Genomic DNA, 25,180 nt, shown 5'->3' on the forward strand with positions numbered 1-25,180 from the left:
CTCATAGTGCCGATACCTAAGCAGAGGCTTCACAACATTTTCGGCGCGCAGGCATAATAAACAAAGGTGATTACGGAAATGACTCCATGGATCTCATACAATACGCCTCTTGGCGCTAGCGGCAAACCCATCCCCCGTGCGGCGATGGCTCCCGCCAAAACAACCAAAGATCTGGTGTCCGATGATCAGTCGGACGCCTTTTATTTTCGCGCGCTGGAAAGCCGCGGCATCGCATTGAACGCCCGACAGCTGGAAGCGGTCCGCCACTTCGAGGGACCGATTCTCACCCTCGCCGGCGCCGGTTCCGGCAAAACCTCCGTGCTGGTTGCCCGCACAGGCTATTTGATGACCGTCCGGCAGGTTCCGCCGGCGAATATTTTGCTTGTGACCTTCTCGAGCAAGGCGGCTGCCGAGATGAAGCAGCGGATTGCCGGACTGCCCGGCATAACAAGCCGCATGGCTCAGGAGGTGCAGGCGCGCACCTTCCATTCGTTTTTCCTCCTGCTGCTGCGCAAGCAAGGCTACAGCCAGGAAATTTTCAGCGAAACGCGCTACCAGCACATCGTCCTAAAGCGTCTGCTCCGGGAACGGGGGCTTGCCGACGATTACGAGCCCGAGACGATACTGGCCGCTCTCTCTTCCTATAAAATGAACCTTGTCGATTTGAGCGGCCTTCCCGAACGGACGCCGGATGAGGCGAATATTAAGCATATCTTTATGCAGTACGAGCAGTGGAAGGCTGCGAATGACAAAATGGACTTCGACGACATTCTCTTGTTCGCCCATCGTCTGCTGAAGGAATCGCCCCAGCTGCTCTCGTCGCTGCAAAACCGGTTCCGTTACGTCATGAACGATGAGTTTCAAGACACGAACAAGCTGCAGTACGAGCTTGTCCGCATGATTGCCGCACCGCAGAACAACCTGATGGTCGTGGGCGACGACGATCAGACGATCTATACGTTTCAAGGCGCGAGCCACGAGTTTATTTTGCAGTTTCACACGGAATACCCTGGCGCCAAGACGGTTACGCTGGACATTAACTACCGCTCGACCGCAAGCATTGTCGGCTTGGGCAACGAGATCATCCGGCACAATACGCAGCGCAAGAGCAAGACGCTGCTCGCCACCAGACAAAGTACGGAGCTTCCGCAATATATGCGCCCGGGAGATACCGACGAAGAGGCGCAGCAGGTGCTGAACCGGATTCGTCAAGAGGTGGAGCAAGGGAAGCGCTCCTACAGCGACTTTGCCGTCCTGTACCGGAGCGCGAGCAGCAGCCGGGCGATGCTGGAGGAGCTCGTCGTTCACAACATTCCGTTCGTTCACTACGGCAATGTCGATTTATTTTATGAGCAGTGGGCGGTGCGGCCCTTGATCGACCACCTGCGGCTTGTTCTCGACCGCCGCAACTTCGAGGCGCTGGGAGGCATTCTTCAGACGCTGTATATTAACCGCGACAGAGGAATGGAATTTATTCACCGCTGCGAGAAGGTGAAGAAGAAGAAAGGGCCGTTGATTCATCTGCGGGAGCTTCCCGAGCTGAAGGATTTTCAGAAGGACAAGGTGATGGAACGGATCAAGCTCATCCACATGCTTTCGGATATGAAGCCGGCCGATGCGATCCGGCACATGCGGCGAAGCTTCTACGACGCCTTCATGGAGACGGCGGACGGCCGTTCGCTCACGGCCCACAAAGAAATGCTGAAGGAAACGCTCGATGAGCTCGAAGCGTCGGCCAAGCGGTTCGACACGGCGGCCAAGTTCGTCGAGCATATCGATCATATGACGGAAATGCATCAGGCGATGGAGCAGCTGCGCAGCGACCCCGGCGCCGATACCGTCACGCTGATGACGATCCATAAGGCCAAAGGCTTGGAATTCCCCGTCGTGTTCGTGATCGGCGCCTCCGAGGGCATCCTGCCGCACAGCTCCGCACTGGAGCCCGGTGAAGGAGCAGCGAAGAACGAGAAGCGCGAGAAGCGGGAAAAGCTGCAGCCGCAGGAGGACTCCCGCGCCGCCCTGGAGGAGGAGCGGAGGCTCGCCTATGTGGCGATCACGAGAGCGAAGGAGGAGCTGATCATCAGCTCCCCGGCCTACTACCGCGGCAAGAAGGCGCACGTGTCGCGCTTCATTCTGGCGCCGTTCGGCGCGGCGTCATCCGCGGCTAACGGCGCAGTCTCCGGCGGAGTCGGCACCGCTTCCGCCGCTAAAGGGCCGTCGGCGCGCCCGGCCCCTGCCGTCCGTTCGACGTACGAACGGACAGGGCAGCAGCGGGGCGGCTCGCCGACGAAGCTGGTTACGGTGCAGGCATGGCTCTGCACCGCGGAAGGCTGCGCTGCCTGGTCGCGGATCAGCAGCGTCAAGGAAGGCAAGCTTGCGTCCAAGGCTTGCCCGTTGTGCCAGTCTCCGATGCGCCGGGGTACCCGCGACGTGCCGGTATAACCGCCGGCGCGGCGTTGCTCTCCGCTCCGCTCCACCGCCTCCACGCCGCGCCGCTGCGCTAAAGGATGCGGGCGATGAAGCGCAGATGCATTAATGGGAATCATTGCAAGAAATAGGGATCCGGCATATAATCTCTTCAAACTAAAAGAGAAGAGGCATCGGATCATGCAGCAGCTCAAACGGTACGTCACCATAGCCGCCGGCACATTTGCCGTCGCTCTCAGCTTCAACTGGTTTCTCAGCCCGAATCAAATCGCCTCCGGCGGCTTGTCGGGAGCGTCTATTTTGCTTGGAAGCTTGTTCCGGGTCGACCCTTCCGTCATGCTATGGATCGGCAGTTTGCTAGTCCTGCTCTTAAGCGTCTATCCTCTCGGCATCCGCTCGCTGGCGGCTTCCGCTGCGGGCTCTCTGCTGCTTCCTTTTTTCGTCTACATTACAAAGCATTGGGAGCCGCTCACCGGCAATCCTCTCCTCGCTTCGATTTACGGGGGCATTATGACCGGAATCGGTCTCGGACTCGTCATCCGTGCTCAAGGTAACACAGGCGGCTTCACGCTGATCGCCCAGATCATCTACCGGTGGAGGGGCGTCAAGCATAGCAAATCGCTGATGGTGATGGATTCGATCGTCGTGATTGCGGCGGGCATCATGTACGCCCCGGAAAAACCGCTGTACGCCCTTATTTGCGTATTCCTCACCCGCAAAACCATCGATGTGACGCTCAAGCTGCATCGCGAATCCAAGGTCGCTTACATTATTTCCTCCGCTATGTACGAGCAATCGATCGCGAGAACCGTGCTCCATGATCTGGACCGCGGATTGACCAAGCTGTCGGGAACCGGCGGCTATACGGACGATAAACGCGTTATTATGATGACCGTGCTTGGTGCCGGAGACGTCCACAAGCTCAAGCTGCTCGTTCAGTCGATCGATCCGCAGGCGTTTCTCATTTTTTGCAATGCGGAGGACGTGGTTGGCGTAGGGTTTACAGATCGCCAGATGGCACTTTAACGGACATTTTCAATTGGCAAATATTTGATTTTGTGGCATATTACACATATAGGCAGTGGATTATCACACAGAAATGCGCGCAGCCCTATGCTAATATATTTATTGGGTAAGCGACGAGATCGAATCTGTATCTGGGCACTTGGATTCGATGGAGCTAGTAGTGCAACCGGACCACCTTTCTTCGATGAAGGGTGGTTTTTATTTTTCCAGAGGAGGCTTTACTATGAGACAAGCTTTGGATTGCGAACGCATCATTCATGCTTTGGGCATCTCTCCTGAACGGTTCAAGGAAGTAATGGCAGCATCGTTTGCAGCCGGGAATCCGCCCCATGAATTTTCAGTCAGCGAGTATGCTGCATCCGCGCACTGCGACCTATTGCCGCCAAGCGGAAAGCGCCATCATATTGTTCCGGCACAGCTGCTTGCCGTGCCGAACCTTGCACAAGACACTTCACACTCTTTACATATAAATCAACTCTGCATTAGATGAAGTGCGATTACAGGGAAAGGAGGTATCGATGAATCTGCGTGCATCCGAGGCTGCAAGCCTGGCGCAAGGCCAGGCAATAGGGTTTTGGGAATAACGACAGGACAAAAAACGGAGGTGCCATAGAAGTCATGGTAAAGAAGATAAGTACACTGCTCGCTTCTCTTATGCTCATGGTACAGGTGATGTATGCAGTCGGCCTTTCGCCACAGGCAAACGCCGCTGCGATACCCGGCAGCATTATTAACAGCGTAACGATGACGGTGTACGACAAATCCGGTCAAGTGGTAACGGAGACGGTATACGAGCAAGGCGCGAAAGTACAGCTGGACTATACCTGGTCTCTGCCCAACGGCCACCCTTACAAGAACGGGGACACGTTCACGTTCAAGGTGCCGGAGCAATTCAAATTTTACAATGATATTCCCGAGCAGCCGCTTCTGTCCGGCGGCGGTGAAGCCATAGGGAAATTCAAGCTGAATAAAGACCGCCACGAGGTAGTCATGACCTTGCAAACGATCGAGCATTTGGTCGATGTGCAAGGAACCTTAACGTTCCTGACCGAGTTCGATACCCAGGTCATCCATGGTAGCACGACGCAGATTATTAAAATTCCCGTTTCAAGCGGGGAGCAGGTGTTTACGCTCCATTTTAGGCCGAATGTGACTTCCGCCATTGCGAAAAGCGGTGTGCCGAAAGGCTATAACGCAAAAAGTATCGATTGGGAAGTCGACGTGAACAAGGACCTGTCCGTCATCCAAAATGCGGTCGTCACCGACCCGATTCCAGCGGGGCTCGGATCACCTGTTACCGTGGCTGTGTACGAGCTCAATATGAATCTGGATGGAATTGCAGCTCCAGGCGCCCCGCTTGCTGCCGGCAAATACAGTGTCAGTACGGCCGGCAATCTGCTTACCGTCAGCTTTACCGACAGCCCTATCCGCTCGGCGTACCGCATCCAGTACGAAACGCCGATTGCAGATGAGGACAAGCCGATCTTTGAGAACACGGCAACGCTTCAAGGAAGCGACAGGCAGCCGGTCAGCGCAACAGCCTCCGTTAAGGTGCAGCGAGGCGCCGCATTGGACAAGTCGTCAACGAAATACGATAGCTTCACTCAAACGATTGACTGGGAAATCAAATACAATTACAACGAAAAAACGATTGTTCAAGCTAACGCTTATGTGACGGACTTATTCAACGATACTCAAAAATTGGTCGATCATTCCATCCACGTGTATCCGGTGACGATCGGCTCGAACGGATCCCAAACCGTCGGCGCCGAGCTGGCTGCATCCCAGTATACGGTAAGTCCGGCGACAGGCACGGGAACCGCCGGATTTAAGCTGCAATTCCACACCAGCATCACGTCCGCTTACCTGATCAAGTATCAGACTAAGGCCGTCGACCGCGTGCTTGACAACTCTGTGGTGACGAACAAGGTTACTTCCGGCAGCGGGGACAACAAAACGGCAACGCGCCCCATGATTCAAGTCGTTATCGGCAAAAGTGCTGGAGCGGTAAACTACGCCGCCAAGACGGTAGACTGGACCATCGCCATTAACCGCGACAGCCAGCCGATGAGTGACGTGGTCGTTGCCGATACGTTCCCTAACAAAGGGCTTCGTCTCGTACCGGGGTCATTGGTTGTAAAGGAAGGCAGCAACCCAATGCCGGCATCCGATTACACGGTGGATCCTGCCATACCGGCCGATCAAGGCTTCAAGGTGAGCTTCAACAAGGCGCTGAACAGCTCGGTAACCATCACCTTCCAAACGGAATTCCATTTGGATTGGCTCGTTGGAAGCGGGACGAATTTCCCTAACCATGCCTCCATCGCTTGGACGGACAGTGCATCCAAGCCGCAGGCGAAGACGGTTTCCGCAGCGTTCGATCCAAGAGTCGAGGTGAAGAACAACGGCTTCAAGAACGGCGTCTATAACGCCTCCTCCAAGCAGATTACATGGACGATCGGCGTGAATTATAACGGCAAACCGCTTGCCGAAGCGATCGTTGACGATACGCTGGAGTCGGGTCAGAAGCTCGTCGACAACTCGCTTGCCGTGTACAACATGACCATCCCTGCCAATGGCAGCCCTGCACTAGGGTCTGTAGTCGACAGTACCTATTACAGCTACGCCGTCAACGAGAATAATAAGCTGGTTGTAACCTTTTTGAAGCCTATATCCGCTCCTTATACCGTTGTTTTTGCAACAAGTCTTGATGGGAAGCTTATCGGCGATAAGGTTAACAACACCGCTGATTTCTTCGATGGAGCGACGGCGGTTTCGAAGCCGCTGACGGCTTCCGTCACTATTCCCAACGGCGGCGAATACGTGAACAAGAGCGGCCAGCAAACCGGCAATAAAATCGCCTGGACCGTCGCTATCAACCGGGGACAATCCACGGTAGCCGATGCCAAGCTGATCGACACACCTTCCGATAACCAGCTGCTGCTGCCCGATACGTTCAAGCTCTACACGACCGTAGTTAATGCAGGAGGAACGGTGACCAAGGGTGCGGAGCTGATCAAGGGAACGGATTACTCCCTGGATTTTCGGACGGATAGCGACGGCAAGCAATCGTTCGAGCTAAGCTTTCTGAAGGTTCTTTCCACGTCGGCCATATTGGAATATCAGTCTCTCATTGTTGCCAACGATAAAGATGCCGTATCCAACCAAATTGCGTTCTCGGGCAATAATGAAATTACGGTAACCAAAGATACAACCAACACGATCGTAGTAGGAGTCAGCAGCGGCTCCGGTACGATCAGCGGGATCCGAGGCTCGCTCACGGTCACCAAAGTGGACGGGTCGGACCATACGGTTCGGCTTGGCGGCGCAACCTTCGAGCTTTACCGGAAATCCGGCTCGGAGAAGCTGCTTATCAGCACTTTGACAACCGATGCAAGCGGTACAGCCGAATTCAAGAAATTGCTTGCAGGAGATTACGTCGTGAAAGAAGTCGCCGCTCCTGAAGGCTATATTCTCGATTCCAAAGAATACTCCGTGCCGATTCAAAGCGCGAGCGGATTCCAGATAACGGTGTCCAACACGAAGTCTTCCAACCCTAAGCCGCCGGTCATTGAAGGCTCTCTGACCATCCGCAAAATCGATTCGGCCCAAAGCGAGCTGCTGCTCAGCGGAGCTGTCTTCGAGCTGTTCCGGAAGCAGGATCCCGGATTGAATCGGATCGGTACGGCAACGACGGACGCCGGCGGAACCGCCACCTTCAGCAAGCTGGCGGTTGGCGATTACGTTGTGAAGGAAACGGCGGCTCCGGCCGGCTACGTGCTCGATTCCAAAGAGTATCCGGTCACTATTCAGAGCACGGGCAACATTCAGCTAACCGTTGCCAATACGAAAACCGACACACCTAAGCCGCCGGTCACGGTAGGCTCCCTGACGATCCGCAAAGTCGATTCGGCCCAAAGCGAGCTGGTACTTAGCGGAGCTGTCTTCGAGCTGTTCCGGAAGCAGGATTCCGGATTGAATCGAATCGGCGCGGCAACGACGGACGCCACCGGAACCGCTGTCTTCGACAAGCTGCCGGCAGGCGACTACGTTGTGAAGGAAACGATGGCTCCAACTGGCTACGTACTCGATTCCAAAGAATATCCGGTCACCATTCAGACAGCGAACGGCAGCAAGCTGACCGTAACCAACTTGAAGCTCCCGGACACTTCCAACCCGGGTTCAACCGATTCATCGGGATCATCCGATTCACCGGATTCACCGTCAACGCCGGTACCGGTGCCAACGCCTGGAGCCGTTCCGCCAACCGATCCGAAGCAGCCGGAGAAAGAAACCATAATTGACGGCGACATCAAGGTCCCGCTAGGTCCTCCGCCTGTCGTGAAGCCGGAGAACGGACAAGACACGGCCCAGCCGGGTCAGCCCGAGACCAACCATCCGGAGATCATCGTGGATGTTGAGCCTCAGGAAGTGCCGCTTGGCAGTCCGCAGCCGGACACTGGAGCACCTGCAGCGACGCTTCCCAAAACGGGACAGTCCAGCCCTGTTTATGTACAAGCTGCCGGTATCGCCTTGATCCTTCTGGGCTTCATGCTGCGCCGCAAATGGCTGAAAAACTCGTAGGTTAGGCCATTCTGATGATCAAAAGAATGTTACCGTCGCTTTGTATTTTGCTGGGGATGCTTATTTTTCTCTATCCAACGCTCAATGACCGCTATGAAAGCTACCGGCAGGAACAGCTTATGAGGCAATGGACGGAAACCATGAAGCGTATCGATCAAGGGCCTGGGTCGCCGGATACCCGGCAAACCGTTACCCCTGTCCCGATATCGGCTATTACTGCGCCTCCCTCAGCGGAAGTTCCGCCGGAAGAACAACAACAGCAGCCATTGACGCCCGAGCCGACGTCGGCACCCGACCCTCTTCGCAATAAAAAGCTCGAGGGAGTGCTGAGCATCGATAAGATTAAGCTGAAGCTGCCGATCATCACCGATGCAACCACAGCCAATCTTAAGCTTTCCGTTGCGAGCATTGCGGGTACAGGCCAACCGGGCGCTGTAGGAAACTATGCCATTGCGGGTCATAGAAGCTTGACCTACGGGAAGAACTTCAACAGGCTGGATGAAGTAGAGCAAGGTGACTTTATCGAAGTAGACACGGGACAACATCAGTACCGTTATGAAGTATACGAGAAGCTGTATGTGCTTCCGGAGGATGTCTGGGTATTGAAGGGCAACGGCAAGGATCGGGACATTACATTGATTACGTGCCATCCTATCGATACCGGGACCCATCGTATCATCGTTAAGGCGAGATTGGTAGAAAAGTAATAATTGGAAAGAAACTGTACAAAGTTCGACAGTCATATGGTATGATAGAACTATAAAAAAAATTCGGCGCTTTCAACCGATAAAGGCAAACCCTGCGAAAGCCGGGGACGCAAAGCTACAGGGCCTTCCTTAGTCCGAACGGACTAAAATGGCAGCCAGTTACCGAAAGGAGAGCTTTTTTTATGTTCAAAAAACTCTTTACGATGACTTTGCTAGCCGCTCTTCTGATAGGATCGCCAAAAGGTATAGAGGCGGCTGCACCCTACACCGTAGACCGCAGCGCTTTGGATAAAGGCATCATCACGGTTGCCGGTTCCGACCTCAACGATACGAAAGCGATCGTGCGCATATCGAAGGACAATAACAAATACGATTATTATCTGACGAACGGGGCCCAATATCCATTGCAGCAAGGCAATGGAACGTACAGCATCACCATCGCCCAATTCCTAAGTGAAAATAAATATAAAGTCGTCTCGCAAGAAAGCATCGAGCTGAAGATGGACGACGAGAACGCCGTATTCGTACAGTCGATCCCGATGATCGATTGGAATAGCAATACAAAAGCCGTCGCAGAGGCTAAGCGGCTGACGAGTGACGCGATGTCGGATAGAGAAAAAACGGCCGCCATTTACTCCTATATCGTTCGCAGCATTCAATATGACTACGCTAAGGCACAAGCGCTCGATTCCGGCTACACCCCTGATCTGGATGCCGTTTACGATACTTCCAAAGGGATTTGCTACGATTACGCTGCGCTATTTGCCGCAATGGCCCGCAGTCTGAACATTCCGACCCGGCTCGCGATGGGTTACGAGGCTTCGGCTCCGGCTACGTTTCATGCGTGGAACCAAGTGTACTTGAAAGACAGCAATCAATGGATCACCATCGACACAACCTATGACGCGGCTCGCGTTCAAAACGGACAAGATACTCCGATGATCAAGCAAGCTGCCGATTATACTATTACGCAAATCTATTAGTCTAGTTAAACGCCCTTGCCGGGCGCACATTATGGACAGCCTGCATCCATGCAGGTTGTTTTTTTATGCCTCCCTACCCCGTCCCATCGTTTTTCCACATTTGGTCCAAAGTTTTGCCGGAGATGACCTGTACAATAAATCTTGTAAGACACAACGACCTAAAAGGAGATGGAGAAACATGAATATTATCGCAGCAACCGTATTGGCAGGAAGTCTTTTGACAGGAATTGGATCGGCGGGAGCCGGAGCGGATCAAGCTCATCCAGTGGAATTGAAAACATTGACACCCTCCGCACAAGCCATTCAAGTGGATGCATCGCAAACAGCACCGATGCAGCTTATTCCATTGACTGAAGCGGGCGGGGATTCTGTTTCTACACAAGCGGTCAAAATGTGGATCAAAGCGTTGCCGGCAACATCGACTGCGGCTGCGCAATTGGAACAAGCGGACGGCGAGGTCATCTTGGTGAAGCCAATGGAAATAAAAGAAGGCAAATTGGATGATGCTGCAGCGGTACCGGTACAACTGCACAATCTACAAACCGTGGAAGCGGCAAAACTCGTGCCTGCACAAAAATAAAATCATACACGTTTCCTAATGAAATGCGCCGGAACGGAGGTACTTATCGTACCCGCCGTCCGGCGCTCTTTTTTATACTTAACCCCGTCTGCCGCTTTTGCCGAAATAGTCAATGCTCATAGCTTCCCGCACTTCCAGCATCGTCTCTTGGGCTATGGAGCGTGCCGCATCCGTACCGGACATGAGCAGCTCGTCGATAAATGCCGGCTTCTGCTCATACTGCCGTCTGCGCTCCCGAATCGGCTCGAGCACCGTATTCATCGCATCCGTTACCCGCTTCTTGCAGTCAGAGCATCCAATGGCACCGCTGCGGCAGCTCTGCTCGATCTCCTGCCTTCCCTCCGGAAGAAAAGCGGCATGATAACCGTATATTGGGCAAATTTCCGGATGCCCCGGGTCGTGCTTATGAATACGGCTCGGGTCCGTTTTCGCTTTTTTGATCTGGTTCGCCACTTCTTCCTTGGACGAATCGAGATAAATGGCGTTGCCCATGCTCTTGCTCATCTTGCTGTTGCCGTCGAGTCCCTCCAGACGCTCTCCGACGAGAGCCTGCGGCTCCGGAAACACAGGGGCATACAAATCATTGAACCGGCGCACGATTTTTCTCGTCTGCTCGATATGGGGAACTTGATCCTCCCCGACCGGAATGAGCGTCGCTTTGCAAAAGGCGATATCCGCCGATTGGCTTACAGGATAACCGAGAAAACCGTAATACATATCGGTATATCCCCGATCCTTGGCCTCCGTCTTGATGGTCGGGTTGTGCCGCAAAGCATTCACGGTAACGAACATCGAAAAATACACCGTCAGCTCGGCAATTTCGGGTATCATCGATTGCACGAACAGGGTCGATTTCGCCGGGTCGATGCCGACGGACAAATAATCGAGCGCGACTTTGCGCAAGTTATTCCGGATCAGCTGGGGATTGTCAAAATGCGTTGTCAGCGCCTGCACATCCGCAAGCATTATAAAGGTCTCATACTGCTGCTGCAGCTCCACCCGATTTTTCAAGCTCCCGACGTAATGGCCAAGGTGAAGCTTGCCGGTAATGCGGTCTCCAGTCAGTACACGTTCTTTCATCGTCATAGTCATCGTAATTCCTCCTGATATGGATTATGAAATTGCAGATCGTTCGCCACCACCAACCATCATCCATGGCCATCACCTCCTTTCAATGAGCTCTTGATCGGGCTTTGTGCTGTGCCGGCAGCACTTGTCACTACCTGAAGAAGAGCCTTACTGCCCCTGAGCTTCGGGAAAAATAAAAAAACTCCGTCCTGTATAAGGACGAAGTTGAATTCGCGGTACCACCTTGATTAGCCCGCCGCTGCCGGCAGACTCGCTTTACGGGTACGGAGAGATACAGCTGCCGAAGACGGCGCTCTTGCTCGATACCCTGTCTTTTGTAACGGTAAGACATCCGCTTCACCTACCGGCCGTAGCCTTCAGATCGGAGCTCCGAAGCCCATTCAACGCTGCGCCGACACGGATTCGCACCAACCATCCGCTCTCTGCCGTCATTAGCAGCGCCTACTCTTCTTCATCATCGCGCACTATTCATTTGCGCTATTATATCACAGACGCCAGTGCGTTTCACTCCTAAATTTAACCTGTGCAAACCCAGTCGTTCGTCGGCAAATTGGACTTAGCCTCTGAGAATGTTCTCGATTGCCGTCAGCTCTTCTTCGCTGAACTCCAGGTTGCTCAGTCCCGCTACCGCATCCTCGATTTGGCTCACTTTGCTTGCACCGATCAGAGCCGTCGTTACGCGGCCGCCGCGAAGCACCCACGCAACAGCCATTTGGGACAGCTTTTGTCCGCGCTGCTGAGCAATTTCATTGAGCTTGCGCACTTTGCCGAGCACTTCTTCCGTCAGCTCTTCCGGCTTCAGGAACACGCTCTTGCCGGCTGCGCGGGAATCTTCCGGAATGCCGTTCAAGTAACGGTCGGTCAAAATCCCTTTGTACAGCGGAGAATACGCAATACTGCCCACTCCCGCCTCGTCCAGCACATCAAGCAAGCCATCCTCTACCCAACGGTCGAGCATCGAGTACCTTGGCTGATGGATAACGACCGGCGTACCCATGCTTTTCAAAATCGCCAGCGCTTCCTTGGCGCGGTCCGCTCTGTAGTTGGAAATACCGACGTAGAGCGCCTTGCCTTGACGCACGATTTGATCAAGAGCAGCCATTGTTTCTTCCAGCGGCGTATCGTTGTCCGGACGGTGGTGGTAAAAAATATCCACATAGTCCAGGTTCATCCGCTTCAAGCTTTGATCCAGACTGGAGATCAAATATTTACGCGAGCCGCGGTCGCCGTAAGGGCCAGGCCACATGTAGAAGCCGGCTTTTGTCGCAATGATCATTTCATCGCGGTAGCCCGCGAAATCCGCTTTCAAAATTTTGCCGAAGTTTTCCTCCGCGCTGCCTGGAGGCGGCCCGTAGTTGTTCGCCAAGTCAAAATGCGTAATCCCCAGATCAAACGCGCGTCGCACCATCGCCCGGCCGTTCTCGTATACGTCCTCGCCGCCGAAATTGTGCCAAAGCCCCAGCGATACCGCCGGAAGCTTTAATCCGCTTTTACCGCAACGGTTGTACACCATGGAAGCGTAACGTTCACTGCTTGGAATGTAACTCATTCATATCCTCCTCAAATGGTCCCATAGGAACTCCCGTGACAGGCCGAGCTCCTTTCGGGCATCTCTTTTTGTTGTTCTTACATACAAGCGATGGTTTCATTCTAGCGTTTTCCTTGTCCAAACCATATGTCAGCATGTATGATATATATGTCATGATGTCTCTCGTTTATAAACCAGCTATGACCTATGGAGGTTGGCCATGTCTCAATTCGACTACCGTTTCACATCGGATCCTGCCACACCCTGTATAGAATTAAAGCTTTTTTACTGCGGCTCGGAGCAATGCGCTCCGGGACATTCCTGGGGTCCTGCATTGAAGGACCACTATAAATTTCTGTACATCCACAGCGGCAAAGGCATTTACCGCGTCGGCGAGCAGACGTACCGTCTCGGCCCGGGTGACGGCTTCCTGCTAAGCCCGGATGTTGTCTCTTATTACCGCGCGGACGACGAAGATCCGTGGGTTTACTCTTGGGTCGCGTTTGACGGACTGAATGCGGAGCTGTATTTGACCCGTGCCCGCCTGTCGGCGTACCGGCCGATTTTTCGCCCCCGCGATCCGGAGGAGCTCGAACAGTGCTTCCGTCAAATTTACGAAGCCTGCCAAAGAAGCGGAAGCAGCGACACCCGGCTGCTCAGCCATTTGTACGGGCTTCTGTCCATCCTCATCGAGGAGGCTCACACCGACATTCGTGCGCCCAAAGCCGAGAACGCCCAGGACCTGTATATCAAAAAAGCGATCGAGTTCGTGCATATCAACTACTCGCAGACGGTAACCATCGCTGAAATGGCCGACTGGATCGGCTTGGAGCGCAAGTATTTGTCCAAGCTGTTCAAAGCCGCTACGGGGCTGTCTCCGCAGGATTATTTAATTCAGTTTCGCTTGAACAAAGCGTGCGAGCTGATGAACAACCCGTCGCTGTCGATCGGCGAAATCGCCTACTCCGTCGGGTACAAGGACCAGCTTCTGTTCTCCAAAATGTTCAAGAAGCTCAAAGGCGTTTCCCCCTCGGAATACCGGAAGTCCTCGTGACCGGAACGTGGCGCGCGGGGCGCGGCTCGGTCGATGGTGGTTCAGGTTGCTGGAAAGCGGAAAATCCGCGTTACAGCTCAGCAGCGGCGCGTTCCGTTCACCGTAAGCCGCTTTTTCCGCGCTACAGCGGGGAGGCGGCTCAACCAGTGGCGCAACAGGCTACTGGAACGCGGAAAATCCGCGTTACAGCTCAGCAGCGGCACGTTCCGTTCGCCTGTAAGCCGCTTTTTCCGCGCTACAGCGGGGAATCGGCTCGACTGAAGGCGTTATCACCTCTCTTCCCATCTCAAGCTGAGAACGATTTCATCACAAATCGATGATGGTATTCCTGCTGCTCATCCCATACAATTGACCCATATTTATCCATAAAAATAGAAGAGGTGTGGGATATGAGCCACAGCTGGCACGATTCCTACTTGGGACAGCTTCGTCAAGTCGTAGGCACCAGGAAGCTCATTGTTCATTCCGTCCGGGCTATCCTGCTCGATGCGCAAGGCCGCGCGTTGTTCATCCGCCGCAGAGGCGACGGCTATTGGGGAATGCCGGCCGGCGCAATGGAGCTGAATGAATCCGTGTACGACTGCATGATGCGGGAAGTCAAGGAAGAAACCGGTCTGGATGTATTGCGGGCAACGCTGATCGCCATTTACTCTTCACCGGTCAAGCAGTCTTACACCGACAGGTTCGGCAATGAGCATCAGGTGGTGGAGTATTTGTTCCGGGTCGACGAGTGGACAGGAAGGCTGGAGACCGAAACCGATGAGAGCACGGATGCGCGCTTTTTTCCGATCGATGCCCTGCCGCAAGCATCCAGCGAGCGGTTTGCCCGGCACCATGAAGAAGTGTTCCAAGACTATTTGAGATTCGATGGTACATTGATTTTGAAATAACCTGAATGCTGCAGGTACTAAGCCCTCGGTATCCGTGTGCATGCAAAAAGACGCTTCCAGCCAGCCCTGCTTCTTACGCGGCTTTGGAAACGTCTTTTCATATGGGATCGGCTCTCTCCCTTATTCAACTTTCGAGACTGACAGCCTCTGCATTACGCTGAGGCTGAGCAGCGAGCCTCGCCTGCTTTGCTACGCTTTTGCCCGTGCCAGCAAATACAGGAAGTACGGCGCGCCGATGACGGCGACAACGATGCCGGCCGGAATTTCGCTCGGCTGAATCAAGACACGCCCGATCGTGTCGGCCACGATCAGCAGAAGACCGCCAGCCAAAGCGGATGCCGGGATCAAGTACTGATGCTTCGGTCCCACCAGCCCCCGAGCAAGATGCGGGCCGATCAAGCCGACGAAGCCGATTCCGCCGCCGACGGCAACACACGACCCGGCCAAAGCGACAGCTGCCGCTATGAGTCCGAGGCGTTCTTTTTCAAGCGGCGTCCCCAGTCCTGTGGCGGTCTGATCCCCCAAAGTGAGCACATTCAGCACCCGTGCCTTATACATCACATAAGGGATCAGAATGATAATCCATGGCAGCAGGGCGAGTACGAACTTCCAGTTCGAGCCCCAGATGCTGCCCGCAAGCCATACTTGCACGAATTGATAGCTTTGGGGATCGAGACGGAGCGTCAACACAATCATAGCCGCGCTTATGCCTGCCGCTACGGCAATGCCTGTAAGCACCATCCGTGTCGGCGACAGTCCTTCATTTCTGCGGTAGGCCAAGCTGTATATAAGCACGGCGGTCAAGCCCGCTCCGGCCAAAGCGAGAAATGGCAGCAAAAATACCGGAGCCGCCGCCTTGGTCGGATAAAACGAAATGAACAGCACCACCATGAGCCCCGCCCCCGCGTTGATCCCCAAAATGCCCGGATCGGCCAGCGGATTACGTGAAATGCCCTGCAATATGCAACCGGATACGGCTAGACCGGCTCCAACCAGCACCGATATGACGATTCGCGGAAGCCGAAACTCGAACAAAATCAACTCCTGCTTCGCTGTACCCGATCCGACTAAAGTCTTGATCACATCAATCGGAGCAAGCCTGGTAAAGCCCGTATTCATGCTGATAAGAAGCATGAGAAACAACAAAATGCCAAAGATCGATAACACCGTGACCGCGCGCACGCTTCGCCTGCGTTCCCCGACAGAAGACCGTAATGCTTGCATTACAGCTCCCTCCTTTCCTTGCGCACCAAATACAGGAAGAAGGGCACGCCTATTAACGCGATCAGCGCACCGACCGGCGTTTCATAAGGAGGATGTATCATCCTTGCGGCGATATCGGCAAATACCATAAGCAGGCTCCCCAATACGGCGGAGCACGGAATGATCCAGCGGTAATCGACCCCGACCAGCGCCCGGACGACGTGCGGAATGACCAGGCCGATAAACCCGATGGCGCCTACGGCGGACACCGCCGCTCCAGCCAGCACAAGCACAATGATCAAAGCCATAACCTTCACGAGCCCCGTCCGCTGTCCGAGACCTACGGCCAGCTCCTCTCCGAGGCTCAGCACCGTAATCGAACGAGACAGCAAGATCGTACCGATCATAGCTGCCGCCACCCATGGAAACATGATTTTAAGCTGCAGCCATTTGGTTCCAGCTACCCCTCCGGCATACCAGAAAGCCATATCCTGCCCGATACGGAAGTAGAGCTGGAGTCCTTCGCTCAGGGCAACCAGCAGCGCTCCGACCGCCGCGCCTGACATCGCGAGCCGGAACGGAGTGAGTCCGTTTTTGGCTATCGAGCCTATACCGTATACCATTCCGGCTCCCAACGCAGCTCCAACGAACGAGTACATAATGAGGTACATGAAAGGCATTCCTGGAAAGAACGCAAAGCAGAGCGCCAGCGCAAAACCGGCTCCGGCATTGACGCCGAGCAGCCCCGAATCCGCCAGCGGGTTTCGGGTGATCCCCTGCATGATGGCTCCCGCTACGGCAAAACAAGCCCCGACCATAGCCCCGGCGATCGCTCTCGGCAGCCGAAGCTCTTGTATGATTTGATGCTGCGTTACATCCGGCTGAAAGCTGAAAATCGCCTGCCAGACTGTAATCAAGCGAATATCCGCGGCACCCAGCGATATGGATAGGCCGAGCCCTGCCAGCAAAGCGATTAGCCCGCCGATCAAAACAAGTGACGCGGCAAAAGGCCGGGTACGAAAAGGAACAGCCGCTTTTTCTTCAGTAGGGTTGACCGATTCTGAAAGTATCATCTAGTCCAAACCATCCTTTATGTAGCAATTTCCTCAGCTTTCGATAATGAGAATCAATTTCATTAAGATAATAGCATATGTTGCTGCGAATGGGTAGCCAAAAATGCTCATGGAGGTGCAATCTACGCAAATGTAACTTGGGAGTGACAGATGATGTCATTCTTTTTTCGTCTCTCATTGGTATATATCGTAAATAGTAGGGCAGAATTTAGAGCAACTTGATTGAAGGGGTGCATGTCATGGAAGCCAATATGAGTGTAGTTGACGTCGTGTCGCAAATCCAACAGCTTAAACAAAGCGGAGAAACGATGAGCAAGAAAAAAATCAAGCAGTCGCATCCGGATCTGCTGCAAAATGCGCTTTACTACTTCCCGAGCTGGGAGCATGCCATTCAAAACTCAGAATCCGTCTGATCGAACCGAGTGACAGCAGGCCGTGTCAGTTTCTAATGCCGATGTACATGACTTTCTTTCAACACATGCAAAAGGGCTCCCGAGAATGGGCGCCCTTTTGTTCTTTTATACATAGAATATGAGAATCCGGATCCACATGAGTCCCTCTTTACCTGGCATTCACAAAAAAAGACACCTGCTACAGGTGCCCTTTCTACTTCTTATAAGTTTTGCTTGATAAGTCCGATAATCTCTTCATATTCCGAAGCGGACAGCTGCTTGTTAGGCGCAGGGTTCATCTCGAACATTTTGCCCCAGGTGTACTCGTTCTCGTATTTCGGCACGATGTGAAAATGAACGTGCGGCATCGTATCCCCGAAGGCGCCGTAGTTGATTTTATTCGGTGAAAAAGCTTGCTCGATCGCACGCGCCACTTGAGCGACATCACGCATATAGGCATCCTGCTTCTCTTGGGATAAATGGAAAAACTCCGTCTCATGCTCGTTCAAAGCTACGATGCAGCGACCGCGGTACGTTTGCTCCTTGAACAGGTATAGCGTCGACACGCGAAGCTTGCCGATTTCGATCATAATATTATCCAGTCTTTCGTCTTGAGCACAATAAATACAGCTTTGCGTCATGGCTCTTCCCCTGCCTTTTGGATGAATTATACAAGCCCGAGTTTAATACTAAACTTCGAGCTTCTATTTGTCCATGCACATTTTGTGCTTGGCAGCACCTATTGGAGCCCTTGAGCCACATGCTCGAGCTTGTCGGGGTTCGACACCACAAAGATGCGCTTGAGCTTCCGGCTCTCATCCAGCTCGTAGCTCAATACCGTATTCTGGTACTCTCCGCCGCTCAGCACGATTCCTGCTTGCCCGTTGATCACAGCCGTATGAATGACGGATTCCGGCGACAGCTTGGAGACAACGCCCTTGAGGAAAGCGATGACATGAGCTCTGCTCACGATCGGACGAACGGCGGCGTGCACTTTACCTCCCCCGTCGGATACGAGGATGATGTCCTCCGTCATCATGGCGATCAGCTCCTCCATATTTCCCGTTGACGCAGCGTGGATGAACCGTTTGACGATATGCTCCGTCTCTTCCAGACTCGGCAGCGAGGAAGGAGGCTGTGCCTGCTGCACCTTTCGCTTCACGCGGCTGAATGTTTTGCGGCAGGCGACTTCCGTTCGGCCCACCATCGCGGCAATTTCCTCATATTCGTAGCCGAACGACTCCCGCAAAACAAAGACCGCCCGCTCCAGCGGGGTAAGCGTCTCCAGCATGATGAGAAAAGCGTAGGTGATCGTATCCTCGAGGATCAAATGCTCCTGAGGGTCCTCGGATGCATCCTGAACCAGCGGCTCCGGCAGCCACGGCCCAATATAGAGCTCACGCTTCTTTCGCGCCGATTTGAGATGGTCGAGACAGCGGTTCGTCACCGTTTTGCACAGGTACGACTTCTCATTGCCGACATGATCCCATTGCACTTGTCGTGCTGTGACAAAGCAATCCTGCACGATATCTTCGGCGTCGGAAACCGAGCCCAGCATTTTATACGCAATGGAAAAAAGCAGCGGCTTGTAATCGCGGTATGCTTGCTCAAGCTCCATAGCTGATCCCTGCCTTTTTGGATAAATTAAAAAATACCGGCCTTAACAAGCTGAAGCTTCTTTCCCATTATACACGCCGCCGCCTGCCTTGCGCTTGCCAGAGACGCATCCAGCAGCATTCCTTCCGCCCCGACCCAATCGCCTGCCACATAGAGGCCCGGCCATGAAGCGACCTCAGGTGCCGGACGTCCTTTTATCCCGCCCATCGAGGCGGTTACAAGCGCGTGGGTCACCGTCAGATGCGGCATGAAGCGGCTGTTGACGACATGCTCGCGCCAGCCCGGCTGTATCATATCCACGAACCTCTCGAGCTCGTGCTTAACCATGGCAGCATCCTGCATTGATTCAGGGGGTAAATATTTCATGACATGTACTACCGAATGCCCGGGATCGTCCGTCAGCGATGCGGCGTACGAATGATTCGAGAAATACCAAGGCTGGTCTACGCCGAGAGAAAATGTCAGCTTCGGATTCGGCATAGCGGACAAGTGCAAGTCGAGACAAGCGGCGTGAACCGGAATCAGATCATCCCATCGGCGGATTTCCTCTGGAAGGACGCCGCCTCCGAGCATCGCCGCGGTTTCTTTAGGACCTGCCGTCGACAGCACCGTCCGCGCGGCAAAGACCGTCCCATCCTTAAGCGTTACCGACATCTCGGGGGAGCGCCCTTCGATTTTGTGTACCGATGCGCCGCAGCTGAAGGAGACGCCGGCCTCCTCCGCTTTTTGCTGCACTTCGTCTACGAGCTTTTGCCAGCCCCCGTGCAAATATAGCACTTGCCCCATCTGCAGCTGCCCGAGCACCGCTCCGGCGCTAACCCGCTCCGGCGCATTGCTATACGAAGAAACCCGCACGAGCGCCCCGATCGCACTCCGAATGACCGGGCTCTTAATATGGCTTTCCAAGTAGCTCTGCAAGCTGGTCCGCTGAAGCGCGTCCTCCTTCGTGTCGATTTTGCGCAATCCCCTGTAAAAGCGCAATAGCTCCATCTTTTCCGGCCAGCTCAACGCGGAGCCAAGAAACAGCTGAAGCATCGGCACCGCCTTCTCGCTCCCCTGCTCCTTACCGAATACTAACGGACCTTGCGCTTTCGGCTTCTCCCCGTGCGGTTGGATGCCGAGCTCATCCCACACTGCCGCGCCTGCGCCGTTTTTGTACAACGCGTGGGGGCCGAGATTGAAGATGCCCCCTTCTTTGCGCGTAGACATGGCCCGCCCTCCGGCTGCCGGTGATTTTTCCAGCACCAGAACCGACTTGCCGCCTCTCGCCAAAAAGACCGAGGCCGTTAAGCCGGCCAAGCCTCCGCCGATAATGACTACGTCCCAGATTGCTCTTTCTCGATTCATTTGCTGTTGACCTGCCATAGATATCCCGCCTTTGCATCGGTTATTGGGTTGCTTACCCCTAAGACGATTAGGTCGAGCGATCTGTGACCTCTTGCCGGCAGGCTGATGAGGAAATTTGGTGTGTACCCGTCTATGTAGTCGGTACTCGACGACGATCTGCGGACACTTACAATAAAAAGCCGGGCAGGAGAATCCCGCCCAGCCTTCTTATTCACTTACCTGATTAATGGTTAACCACGCAAAACATACCGAACAGGCTGCGTCCCCTGTGCTCTCCGCTACACCCGCCGAAGACCGCCTCATGTCACGCTGCCGCTCAGCCACACGCCCGGCATCACAGAGCTCAGCCCGCTCGCTTCTTCGTACACCAGATGCCCCCGGCACCATGTAGCCAGCACTTTGCAAGCGAAGGTCCTCCCGACATACGGGCTGTGCTTGTGCCGGTAATGCAACTGGTCCGCCTGCAGCTCATAAGAGCTGCGAAGCCCGACCATGGCGAGATCGGCGTCGGCGCCGATTCGGATCTCGCCTTTGTACGGATGCAGCCCGAACCTTCGGGCCGGCGCGTACGACAGCATGCGGGCAAGGTCCGGCAGCGGAATGCCCCGCTTCAGGTGGCCTTCGCCGATCATAAGCTCCAGCGAGCTTTGAGCGCCGGAGATGCCGCCCCAAGCTTCGAAGAAATTGCCCGACCGCTTCAGCTCCCCGGGACATGGCGAGTGATCGGACGATATCATATCGATATGGCCGTCGCGCAGAGCTTGCCATAACCGCTCCTGCTCCTCCCCGCTGCGCAGCGGAGGAGCGCATTTGGCGACAGGGCCGAGCCGCTCGAGATCGTCCTCCGTCAGCGCGACATAATGCGGGCACGTCTCCAGCGTCACATCGACGCCGCGCCGCTTCGCTTGAGCTATCAAGCGGACGGCTTCGGCGCTGCTGATGTGGACAAAATGCAGCGGACACCCCGTCTGCTCCGCATAAAAAAGCGCCCTCGCCACAGCCTCCAGCTCTGCCATTATCGGCCGCGAGGCCGAATAATCCTTCGCCGATAAGGCGCCCGCCGCCTGCTTAGCCTGGCTTAGACGGCCTACAAGCGGCTCGCTTTCGGCGTGCAGCGCCAGCACGCGCTTCATGCTTGCGATGCGCTTCATGCCCTCCCACAGCGTCAGGTCGTCCACCTCGCGGAATGCTTCCTCGCCCGGATCCCCCGGAGAGGACATGAACGCCTTGAAGCCAATAACCCCAGCGTCGTTCAGCCGCTCCAAATCGTCCAGATGGCCGGGCACGAGCCCGCCCCACAGCGCATAATCGACATACGACCGGCCCTTGGCCGCCTCCAGCTTCTGCTTCATCGCCGCAACGGTCACGGTTGGGGGGATTCCGTTCAGCGGCATATCGATATAGGTCGTGCAGCCTCCGGCAGCCAGAGCCGCGGAGCCGGTAGCGAAGCCCTCCCAGTCGCTTAAGCCCGGTTCATTCAGATGTACGTGAACATCGACCATACCGGGCATCACCACGCTGCCGGCCGCATCGATCTCGCTCTCCGCTTCGCAGTTCAGGTTCTCCCCGAGCTGAGCAATCACCCCGCTCTTGATGCCGATATCCATCAAACGAACCTCATCCTGCAGCACTACGGAGCCGCCTCGAATTATCCAATCCATTCTTTCCCTCATTGACGTACCCTCGCTTTCCACCCCGATTGGACAAAAAAACAGAGCCGAAGCCAAAGCTGCATCGGCCCTGCACACGGTTGCCTACCGTTACTTCACATCGACTTTGATCAAGCCTGCGTCCACTGCTTTTAACAAGCTCAAATCATGGTAAGAATCCGCCTTTGGAACCGTCTTGATATTGCCGACGCTCTTCAAATATTCGCCGACGGCCGGACCGTTGCTCCCATTAACATACGTATCGTCCACAACCATGGAATATACATTGCGGTCCATAATTTGCGTCAGCTCTTCCACACTTAAATGCAGCTCCGGAGCCAAAATTTTGATCGCTTCCGCACGGTTCGAATTAATATAATCGGTCGCTTTTTTCAGTGCAGCGAGAATGGCTTTGATCGTGTTCGGATTTTTCTTGATATAGTCGTCGGACACCTGCATCGTCGTATGGACGCTCATCCATTTGACGCTGCCTTTTTTATCCGGAAGCTCACTCTTCGTTCCGCTGAACAGGAACTTGCCGCCGCCTTGAATCGCCTTCGTAATGAACGGCTCCCAGGCCGCCATCGCGTCGATGTCGCCTTTTTGCAGTGCTACTACCGCGTCGCTTGGCGCCAGATTGACGTATTTGATCTTGCTTACATCGACGCCAAGCTCTTTCCCCATGTTATCGATCGCAATCTTCACATCGGCTCCATTCGGAATGCCGATCGTCTTGCCTTCCAGGTCCTTCGCGCTTTTGAGCTCCAGCTTTTTCGAGCCGACGACCGCCTGAGTACCGGCGATTTGCGCCAAAGGAGCGACAATTTTGACGGGAACGTTGGACGATTTCAAAATAATATCCATAAAGTTCGTCTGAATGGATACCGGCGCACTGCCTCCCGCCACCATCGGTCCGATATCCGGACCGCTTTCGATCAGCTGGCTCGTCACGTTCAAGCCGGCTTCCTTGAAGTAGCCCAGCTTATCGGCGATAATTTGCTGGGAAGAAATTTGCGCATCGCGCACCCCGACCAGCGTCACATCCTTCGTCTCCGGTGTAGTCGAGGCCGGAGCCGTCCCGGGAGCCGCTGCTGCCGGCGTTGCGGCCGGGGAATTGGTGCCCGATGCCGTTTCCTTGGAGCCACATGCTGCAAGCATCATGGATACGGTCACGATAAAAGCTAACGTACGAATCATTTTTCCTTTAATAATCATTGGGTTCCCCTCCGCATATGGCTTTTTTCTAGTGCAAGGCCTCTCGCTTCTACTTCTCAACCGCTTCCCGCATGCCTCCCTTACGCCAGGACAACACCCTCCTCTCCATCAGCTTCACCAGGTAAGAGAACAAGCTGTATTCCAAGCCAATCAAAATAATGGCTACGAACATATTGGAAATTTTGAAATAGTTCCTTGCATCGACGATGATATAACCGAGCCCCGATTTGGCCCCCATCATTTCGGAGACGATCAGTGCCGAGAAGGATAAGCCTAGGCTGACACGCGCTCCCACGATAAAATTCGGAATGGCCGAAGGGATCATCACTCTGGTAAACACTTGTCTTTGCGATGCTCCCAGGCTAAGGGCCGAACGAATCAGCGTAGAGGGGACGGATTTGAATCCGTCTACCGTATAGACAAGGACGGGGACGAATGTCGTCCAAGCGATAAGCAATATTTTCGGAAACTCGCCGATACCGAACCAAATAATGAAAAGCGGGAGCAGAGCCAAGGCCGGGATGGGGCTGACGAGGTTCAAAATCGGCGACATCCACCGCTCCACCCCGCGGAATTTGCTCATAAGCACACCTGCAATAACCGCGAACAGACAACCGATGACGAAGCCGGCCGCTATTCGGATCGTGCTCGAGAGGATGCTCTCCGTAACAAGTCCCGACTTCGTTAACAGCCAAGCATCCTCCAGCACCAGCGTCGGCGGGGGCAGAAACAACGGATTGAACCAAGCCATCGTTTCGTTAAGCCGGGCGAACAGCTCCCACCCTATGAAGAAAACCAGGAACGGAAGCACATTCCATTGATCCCGGATGCCGGGTCCTTTGCGTTTTCCGGGCACTGCCGTTTGCGGGCCTGAAGCCTTCGCCTCGATCAATTTGTTGTCGGCAGCGGCCGTCACTGGTGCCTCATTCATCGAAACCCGCCCCCTCTTCGTCCTTCATTAAAATTCGTTCGATCCTGCGCATCGCTTCACCGAATCCAGGCGAATCGAACGTCCGCGGATGCTCGATCCCGATCGTGAACATATCCGCTATTTCCCCGTCTTTCATGACGACGACGCGATCGGCCAAATATACCGCTTCGCTGATGCTGTGCGTCACGAACAAAATCGTCGGCTTCAGCTTGTCGCAAATGCGCCTCAGCTCCCGCCTCATCATATCGCGGGTCAAAATATCGAGCGCGCCGAACGGCTCATCCATAAGCAGTATTTCCGGGTTGCTGGCGAGCGCCCGCGCGATGCCGACCCGCTGCTTCATCCCTCCCGACAGCTCTGCCGGATAATGATGCGCATAAGCGTCCAAGCCGACAAGGCTCAGAAATTCCTGCCCTGTCTCGCGGGCCTTCGCTTTGGGCACGCCCTGCACCTCAGGTCCGAACGAAATGTTCTCCAGAACCGTGTACCAAGGAAACAGCGCATGATCCTGAAACACCATGCCCCTCGATTTGGAAGGACCTTGAATCCGCTCCCCGTCCACCGTAATTTCCCCTTCATCCGGAAGCAGATAACCCGCCACCATATTGAGCAGCGTAGATTTACCGCAGCCGCTGTGTCCCAAAATGCAAATAAATTCCCGGGAATACACGGTCAAATCGATCTGCTTCAATATGGCGCGGTCTCCGAAGCTTTTTCCAGCCTTTTGAACCGTCAGCTTCATGTCCCCTTCACTCCTCTGTTTCTCATTGTCGCTAACGTTGTATGCAAGAGCCGCCGCACATCCGATACGAGATTGTATACAATCCACGGCATGACAACCTTGCTTGATTCACGCAGGTACAACCATCGTTGTTTCCAAGCTAT

At 54.5% G+C, this 25,180-nt stretch carries 22 protein-coding genes, 2 riboswitches and 1 other annotated feature; of the genes, 11 read left to right on the forward strand and 11 right to left on the reverse strand.

Annotated features, from left to right (window positions below):
• The first annotated feature begins 78 nt into the window (after positions 1–78).
• From ACFQ88_RS29040 to ACFQ88_RS29070, 7 genes are all read left to right on the forward strand, one after another.
• Complete coding sequence (locus tag ACFQ88_RS29040) at positions 79–2,442, forward strand: UvrD-helicase domain-containing protein (protein WP_379459728.1); 2,364 nt, start codon at positions 79–81, stop codon at positions 2,440–2,442.
• A 165-nt stretch (positions 2,443–2,607) separates the two neighbouring features.
• Positions 2,608–3,453, forward strand: coding sequence for a YitT family protein (locus tag ACFQ88_RS29045; protein ID WP_379459730.1), 846 nt, complete (start codon positions 2,608–2,610; stop codon positions 3,451–3,453).
• Positions 3,454–3,550: 97 nt separating this feature from the next.
• Positions 3,551–3,634, forward strand: a riboswitch (cyclic di-GMP riboswitch).
• 42 nt (positions 3,635–3,676) lie between these two features.
• A complete protein-coding gene (locus tag ACFQ88_RS29050) occupies positions 3,677–3,943 on the forward strand; it encodes a hypothetical protein (RefSeq protein WP_239630252.1) in 267 nt (88 codons plus the stop codon).
• Positions 3,944–4,071: 128 nt separating this feature from the next.
• On the forward strand, positions 4,072–8,037 hold the full coding sequence (locus tag ACFQ88_RS29055) for a collagen binding domain-containing protein (RefSeq protein WP_379459733.1): 3,966 nt from the start codon (positions 4,072–4,074) through the stop codon (positions 8,035–8,037).
• A gap of 14 nt (positions 8,038–8,051) precedes the next feature.
• Positions 8,052–8,744: a class D sortase gene (locus ACFQ88_RS29060; RefSeq protein WP_379459735.1), complete on the forward strand. Its 693-nt coding sequence runs from the start codon at positions 8,052–8,054 to the stop codon at positions 8,742–8,744.
• A 74-nt stretch (positions 8,745–8,818) separates the two neighbouring features.
• Positions 8,819–8,911, forward strand: a riboswitch (cyclic di-GMP riboswitch).
• 15 nt (positions 8,912–8,926) lie between these two features.
• Positions 8,927–9,727, forward strand: a complete 801-nt coding sequence (locus tag ACFQ88_RS29065) for a transglutaminase-like domain-containing protein (protein ID WP_379459737.1) — start codon at positions 8,927–8,929, stop codon at positions 9,725–9,727.
• Between the two features lie 178 nt (positions 9,728–9,905).
• Positions 9,906–10,307 carry a hypothetical protein gene (locus ACFQ88_RS29070; RefSeq protein WP_379459739.1) on the forward strand — a complete coding sequence of 134 codons (402 nt, stop codon included), beginning with the start codon at positions 9,906–9,908 and terminating at the stop codon, positions 10,305–10,307.
• Positions 10,308–10,385: 78 nt separating this feature from the next.
• On the opposite strand, the gene trpS is transcribed toward ACFQ88_RS29070, so the two are convergent.
• Both trpS and mgrA read right to left on the reverse strand, forming a co-directional pair.
• Positions 10,386–11,399, reverse strand: a complete 1,014-nt coding sequence (gene trpS / locus ACFQ88_RS29075) for a tryptophan--tRNA ligase (protein WP_345774027.1) — start codon at positions 11,397–11,399, stop codon at positions 10,386–10,388.
• A gap of 188 nt (positions 11,400–11,587) precedes the next feature.
• Positions 11,588–11,863: a binding site (T-box leader), on the reverse strand.
• Positions 11,864–11,952: 89 nt separating this feature from the next.
• Positions 11,953–12,945, reverse strand: coding sequence for an L-glyceraldehyde 3-phosphate reductase (gene mgrA / locus ACFQ88_RS29080; protein WP_239630257.1), 993 nt, complete (start codon positions 12,943–12,945; stop codon positions 11,953–11,955).
• A 199-nt stretch (positions 12,946–13,144) separates the two neighbouring features.
• On the opposite strand from mgrA, the gene ACFQ88_RS29085 reads away from it, so the two are divergent.
• From ACFQ88_RS29085 to ACFQ88_RS29095, 3 genes are all read left to right on the forward strand, one after another.
• The gene (locus tag ACFQ88_RS29085) at positions 13,145–13,978 is read left to right on the forward strand and encodes an AraC family transcriptional regulator (RefSeq protein ID WP_379459742.1); all 834 of its coding nucleotides are present in this window, start codon (positions 13,145–13,147) and stop codon (positions 13,976–13,978) included.
• Between the two features lie 33 nt (positions 13,979–14,011).
• Entirely contained in the window at positions 14,012–14,239 is a 228-nt protein-coding gene (locus ACFQ88_RS29090; protein ID WP_379459744.1) for a hypothetical protein, read from the forward strand.
• Positions 14,240–14,367: 128 nt separating this feature from the next.
• The gene (locus ACFQ88_RS29095; protein WP_379459746.1) at positions 14,368–14,868 is read left to right on the forward strand and encodes an NUDIX domain-containing protein; all 501 of its coding nucleotides are present in this window, start codon (positions 14,368–14,370) and stop codon (positions 14,866–14,868) included.
• A 189-nt stretch (positions 14,869–15,057) separates the two neighbouring features.
• Here ACFQ88_RS29095 and ACFQ88_RS29100 read toward each other — a convergent pair whose 3' ends face one another.
• Both ACFQ88_RS29100 and ACFQ88_RS29105 read right to left on the reverse strand, forming a co-directional pair.
• Positions 15,058–16,092, reverse strand: coding sequence for a FecCD family ABC transporter permease (locus ACFQ88_RS29100; RefSeq protein WP_379459748.1), 1,035 nt, complete (start codon positions 16,090–16,092; stop codon positions 15,058–15,060).
• A complete protein-coding gene (locus ACFQ88_RS29105; protein WP_379459750.1) occupies positions 16,092–17,144 on the reverse strand; it encodes a FecCD family ABC transporter permease in 1,053 nt (350 codons plus the stop codon). The genes ACFQ88_RS29100 and ACFQ88_RS29105 overlap by 1 nt, the downstream gene beginning before the upstream one ends.
• Positions 17,145–17,383: 239 nt before the next feature.
• Here ACFQ88_RS29105 and ACFQ88_RS29110 point away from each other — a divergent pair, with 239 nt between their 5' ends.
• Positions 17,384–17,557, forward strand: coding sequence for a hypothetical protein (locus ACFQ88_RS29110; protein ID WP_379459752.1), 174 nt, complete (start codon positions 17,384–17,386; stop codon positions 17,555–17,557).
• 200 nt (positions 17,558–17,757) lie between these two features.
• Here ACFQ88_RS29110 and ACFQ88_RS29115 read toward each other — a convergent pair whose 3' ends face one another.
• The 7 genes from ACFQ88_RS29115 to ACFQ88_RS29145 form a co-directional block, all read right to left on the reverse strand.
• Positions 17,758–18,177: an HIT family protein gene (locus ACFQ88_RS29115; protein ID WP_239630264.1), complete on the reverse strand. Its 420-nt coding sequence runs from the start codon at positions 18,175–18,177 to the stop codon at positions 17,758–17,760.
• Between the two features lie 98 nt (positions 18,178–18,275).
• Entirely contained in the window at positions 18,276–19,154 is an 879-nt protein-coding gene (locus ACFQ88_RS29120) for an RNA polymerase sigma-70 factor (RefSeq protein WP_379459754.1), read from the reverse strand.
• Positions 19,155–19,180: 26 nt separating this feature from the next.
• A complete protein-coding gene (locus tag ACFQ88_RS29125; protein ID WP_379459756.1) occupies positions 19,181–20,518 on the reverse strand; it encodes a phytoene desaturase family protein in 1,338 nt (445 codons plus the stop codon).
• 281 nt (positions 20,519–20,799) lie between these two features.
• Positions 20,800–22,161 (reverse strand): allantoinase, encoded by a 1,362-nt coding sequence (locus tag ACFQ88_RS29130; RefSeq protein WP_379459758.1) that lies wholly within the window; start codon positions 22,159–22,161, stop codon positions 20,800–20,802.
• A 99-nt stretch (positions 22,162–22,260) separates the two neighbouring features.
• Positions 22,261–23,364: an ABC transporter substrate-binding protein gene (locus tag ACFQ88_RS29135; protein WP_239630268.1), complete on the reverse strand. Its 1,104-nt coding sequence runs from the start codon at positions 23,362–23,364 to the stop codon at positions 22,261–22,263.
• Positions 23,365–23,413: 49 nt separating this feature from the next.
• Positions 23,414–24,295 carry an ABC transporter permease gene (locus tag ACFQ88_RS29140; protein ID WP_379459761.1) on the reverse strand — a complete coding sequence of 294 codons (882 nt, stop codon included), beginning with the start codon at positions 24,293–24,295 and terminating at the stop codon, positions 23,414–23,416.
• Positions 24,288–25,037 (reverse strand): ABC transporter ATP-binding protein, encoded by a 750-nt coding sequence (locus tag ACFQ88_RS29145; RefSeq protein WP_379459763.1) that lies wholly within the window; start codon positions 25,035–25,037, stop codon positions 24,288–24,290. The genes ACFQ88_RS29140 and ACFQ88_RS29145 overlap by 8 nt, the downstream gene beginning before the upstream one ends.
• Between the last annotated feature and the right edge of the window lie 143 nt (positions 25,038–25,180).

Origin of the sequence: Paenibacillus sp. NPDC056579 (genome assembly GCF_042793215.1) — a bacterium.
GTDB lineage: Bacteria > Bacillota > Bacilli > Paenibacillales > NBRC-103111 > Paenibacillus_S.

Coding starts and splice junctions, on each gene's coding strand:
- ACFQ88_RS29040 (WP_379459728.1), top strand. CDS start 79: ATGACTCCATGGATCTCATACAATACGCCTCTTGGCGCTAGCGGCAAA.
- ACFQ88_RS29045 (WP_379459730.1), top strand. CDS start 2,608: ATGCAGCAGCTCAAACGGTACGTCACCATAGCCGCCGGCACATTTGCC.
- ACFQ88_RS29050 (WP_239630252.1), top strand. CDS start 3,677: ATGAGACAAGCTTTGGATTGCGAACGCATCATTCATGCTTTGGGCATC.
- ACFQ88_RS29055 (WP_379459733.1), top strand. CDS start 4,072: ATGGTAAAGAAGATAAGTACACTGCTCGCTTCTCTTATGCTCATGGTA.
- ACFQ88_RS29060 (WP_379459735.1), top strand. CDS start 8,052: ATGATCAAAAGAATGTTACCGTCGCTTTGTATTTTGCTGGGGATGCTT.
- ACFQ88_RS29065 (WP_379459737.1), top strand. CDS start 8,927: ATGTTCAAAAAACTCTTTACGATGACTTTGCTAGCCGCTCTTCTGATA.
- ACFQ88_RS29070 (WP_379459739.1), top strand. CDS start 9,906: ATGAATATTATCGCAGCAACCGTATTGGCAGGAAGTCTTTTGACAGGA.
- trpS (WP_345774027.1), bottom strand. CDS start 11,399: ATGACTATGACGATGAAAGAACGTGTACTGACTGGAGACCGCATTACC.
- mgrA (WP_239630257.1), bottom strand. CDS start 12,945: ATGAGTTACATTCCAAGCAGTGAACGTTACGCTTCCATGGTGTACAAC.
- ACFQ88_RS29085 (WP_379459742.1), top strand. CDS start 13,145: ATGTCTCAATTCGACTACCGTTTCACATCGGATCCTGCCACACCCTGT.
- ACFQ88_RS29090 (WP_379459744.1), top strand. CDS start 14,012: ATGGTGGTTCAGGTTGCTGGAAAGCGGAAAATCCGCGTTACAGCTCAG.
- ACFQ88_RS29095 (WP_379459746.1), top strand. CDS start 14,368: ATGAGCCACAGCTGGCACGATTCCTACTTGGGACAGCTTCGTCAAGTC.
- ACFQ88_RS29100 (WP_379459748.1), bottom strand. CDS start 16,092: ATGCAAGCATTACGGTCTTCTGTCGGGGAACGCAGGCGAAGCGTGCGC.
- ACFQ88_RS29105 (WP_379459750.1), bottom strand. CDS start 17,144: ATGATACTTTCAGAATCGGTCAACCCTACTGAAGAAAAAGCGGCTGTT.
- ACFQ88_RS29110 (WP_379459752.1), top strand. CDS start 17,384: ATGGAAGCCAATATGAGTGTAGTTGACGTCGTGTCGCAAATCCAACAG.
- ACFQ88_RS29115 (WP_239630264.1), bottom strand. CDS start 18,177: ATGACGCAAAGCTGTATTTATTGTGCTCAAGACGAAAGACTGGATAAT.
- ACFQ88_RS29120 (WP_379459754.1), bottom strand. CDS start 19,154: ATGGAGCTTGAGCAAGCATACCGCGATTACAAGCCGCTGCTTTTTTCC.
- ACFQ88_RS29125 (WP_379459756.1), bottom strand. CDS start 20,518: ATGGCAGGTCAACAGCAAATGAATCGAGAAAGAGCAATCTGGGACGTA.
- ACFQ88_RS29130 (WP_379459758.1), bottom strand. CDS start 22,161: ATGGATTGGATAATTCGAGGCGGCTCCGTAGTGCTGCAGGATGAGGTT.
- ACFQ88_RS29135 (WP_239630268.1), bottom strand. CDS start 23,364: ATGATTATTAAAGGAAAAATGATTCGTACGTTAGCTTTTATCGTGACC.
- ACFQ88_RS29140 (WP_379459761.1), bottom strand. CDS start 24,295: ATGAATGAGGCACCAGTGACGGCCGCTGCCGACAACAAATTGATCGAG.
- ACFQ88_RS29145 (WP_379459763.1), bottom strand. CDS start 25,037: ATGAAGCTGACGGTTCAAAAGGCTGGAAAAAGCTTCGGAGACCGCGCC.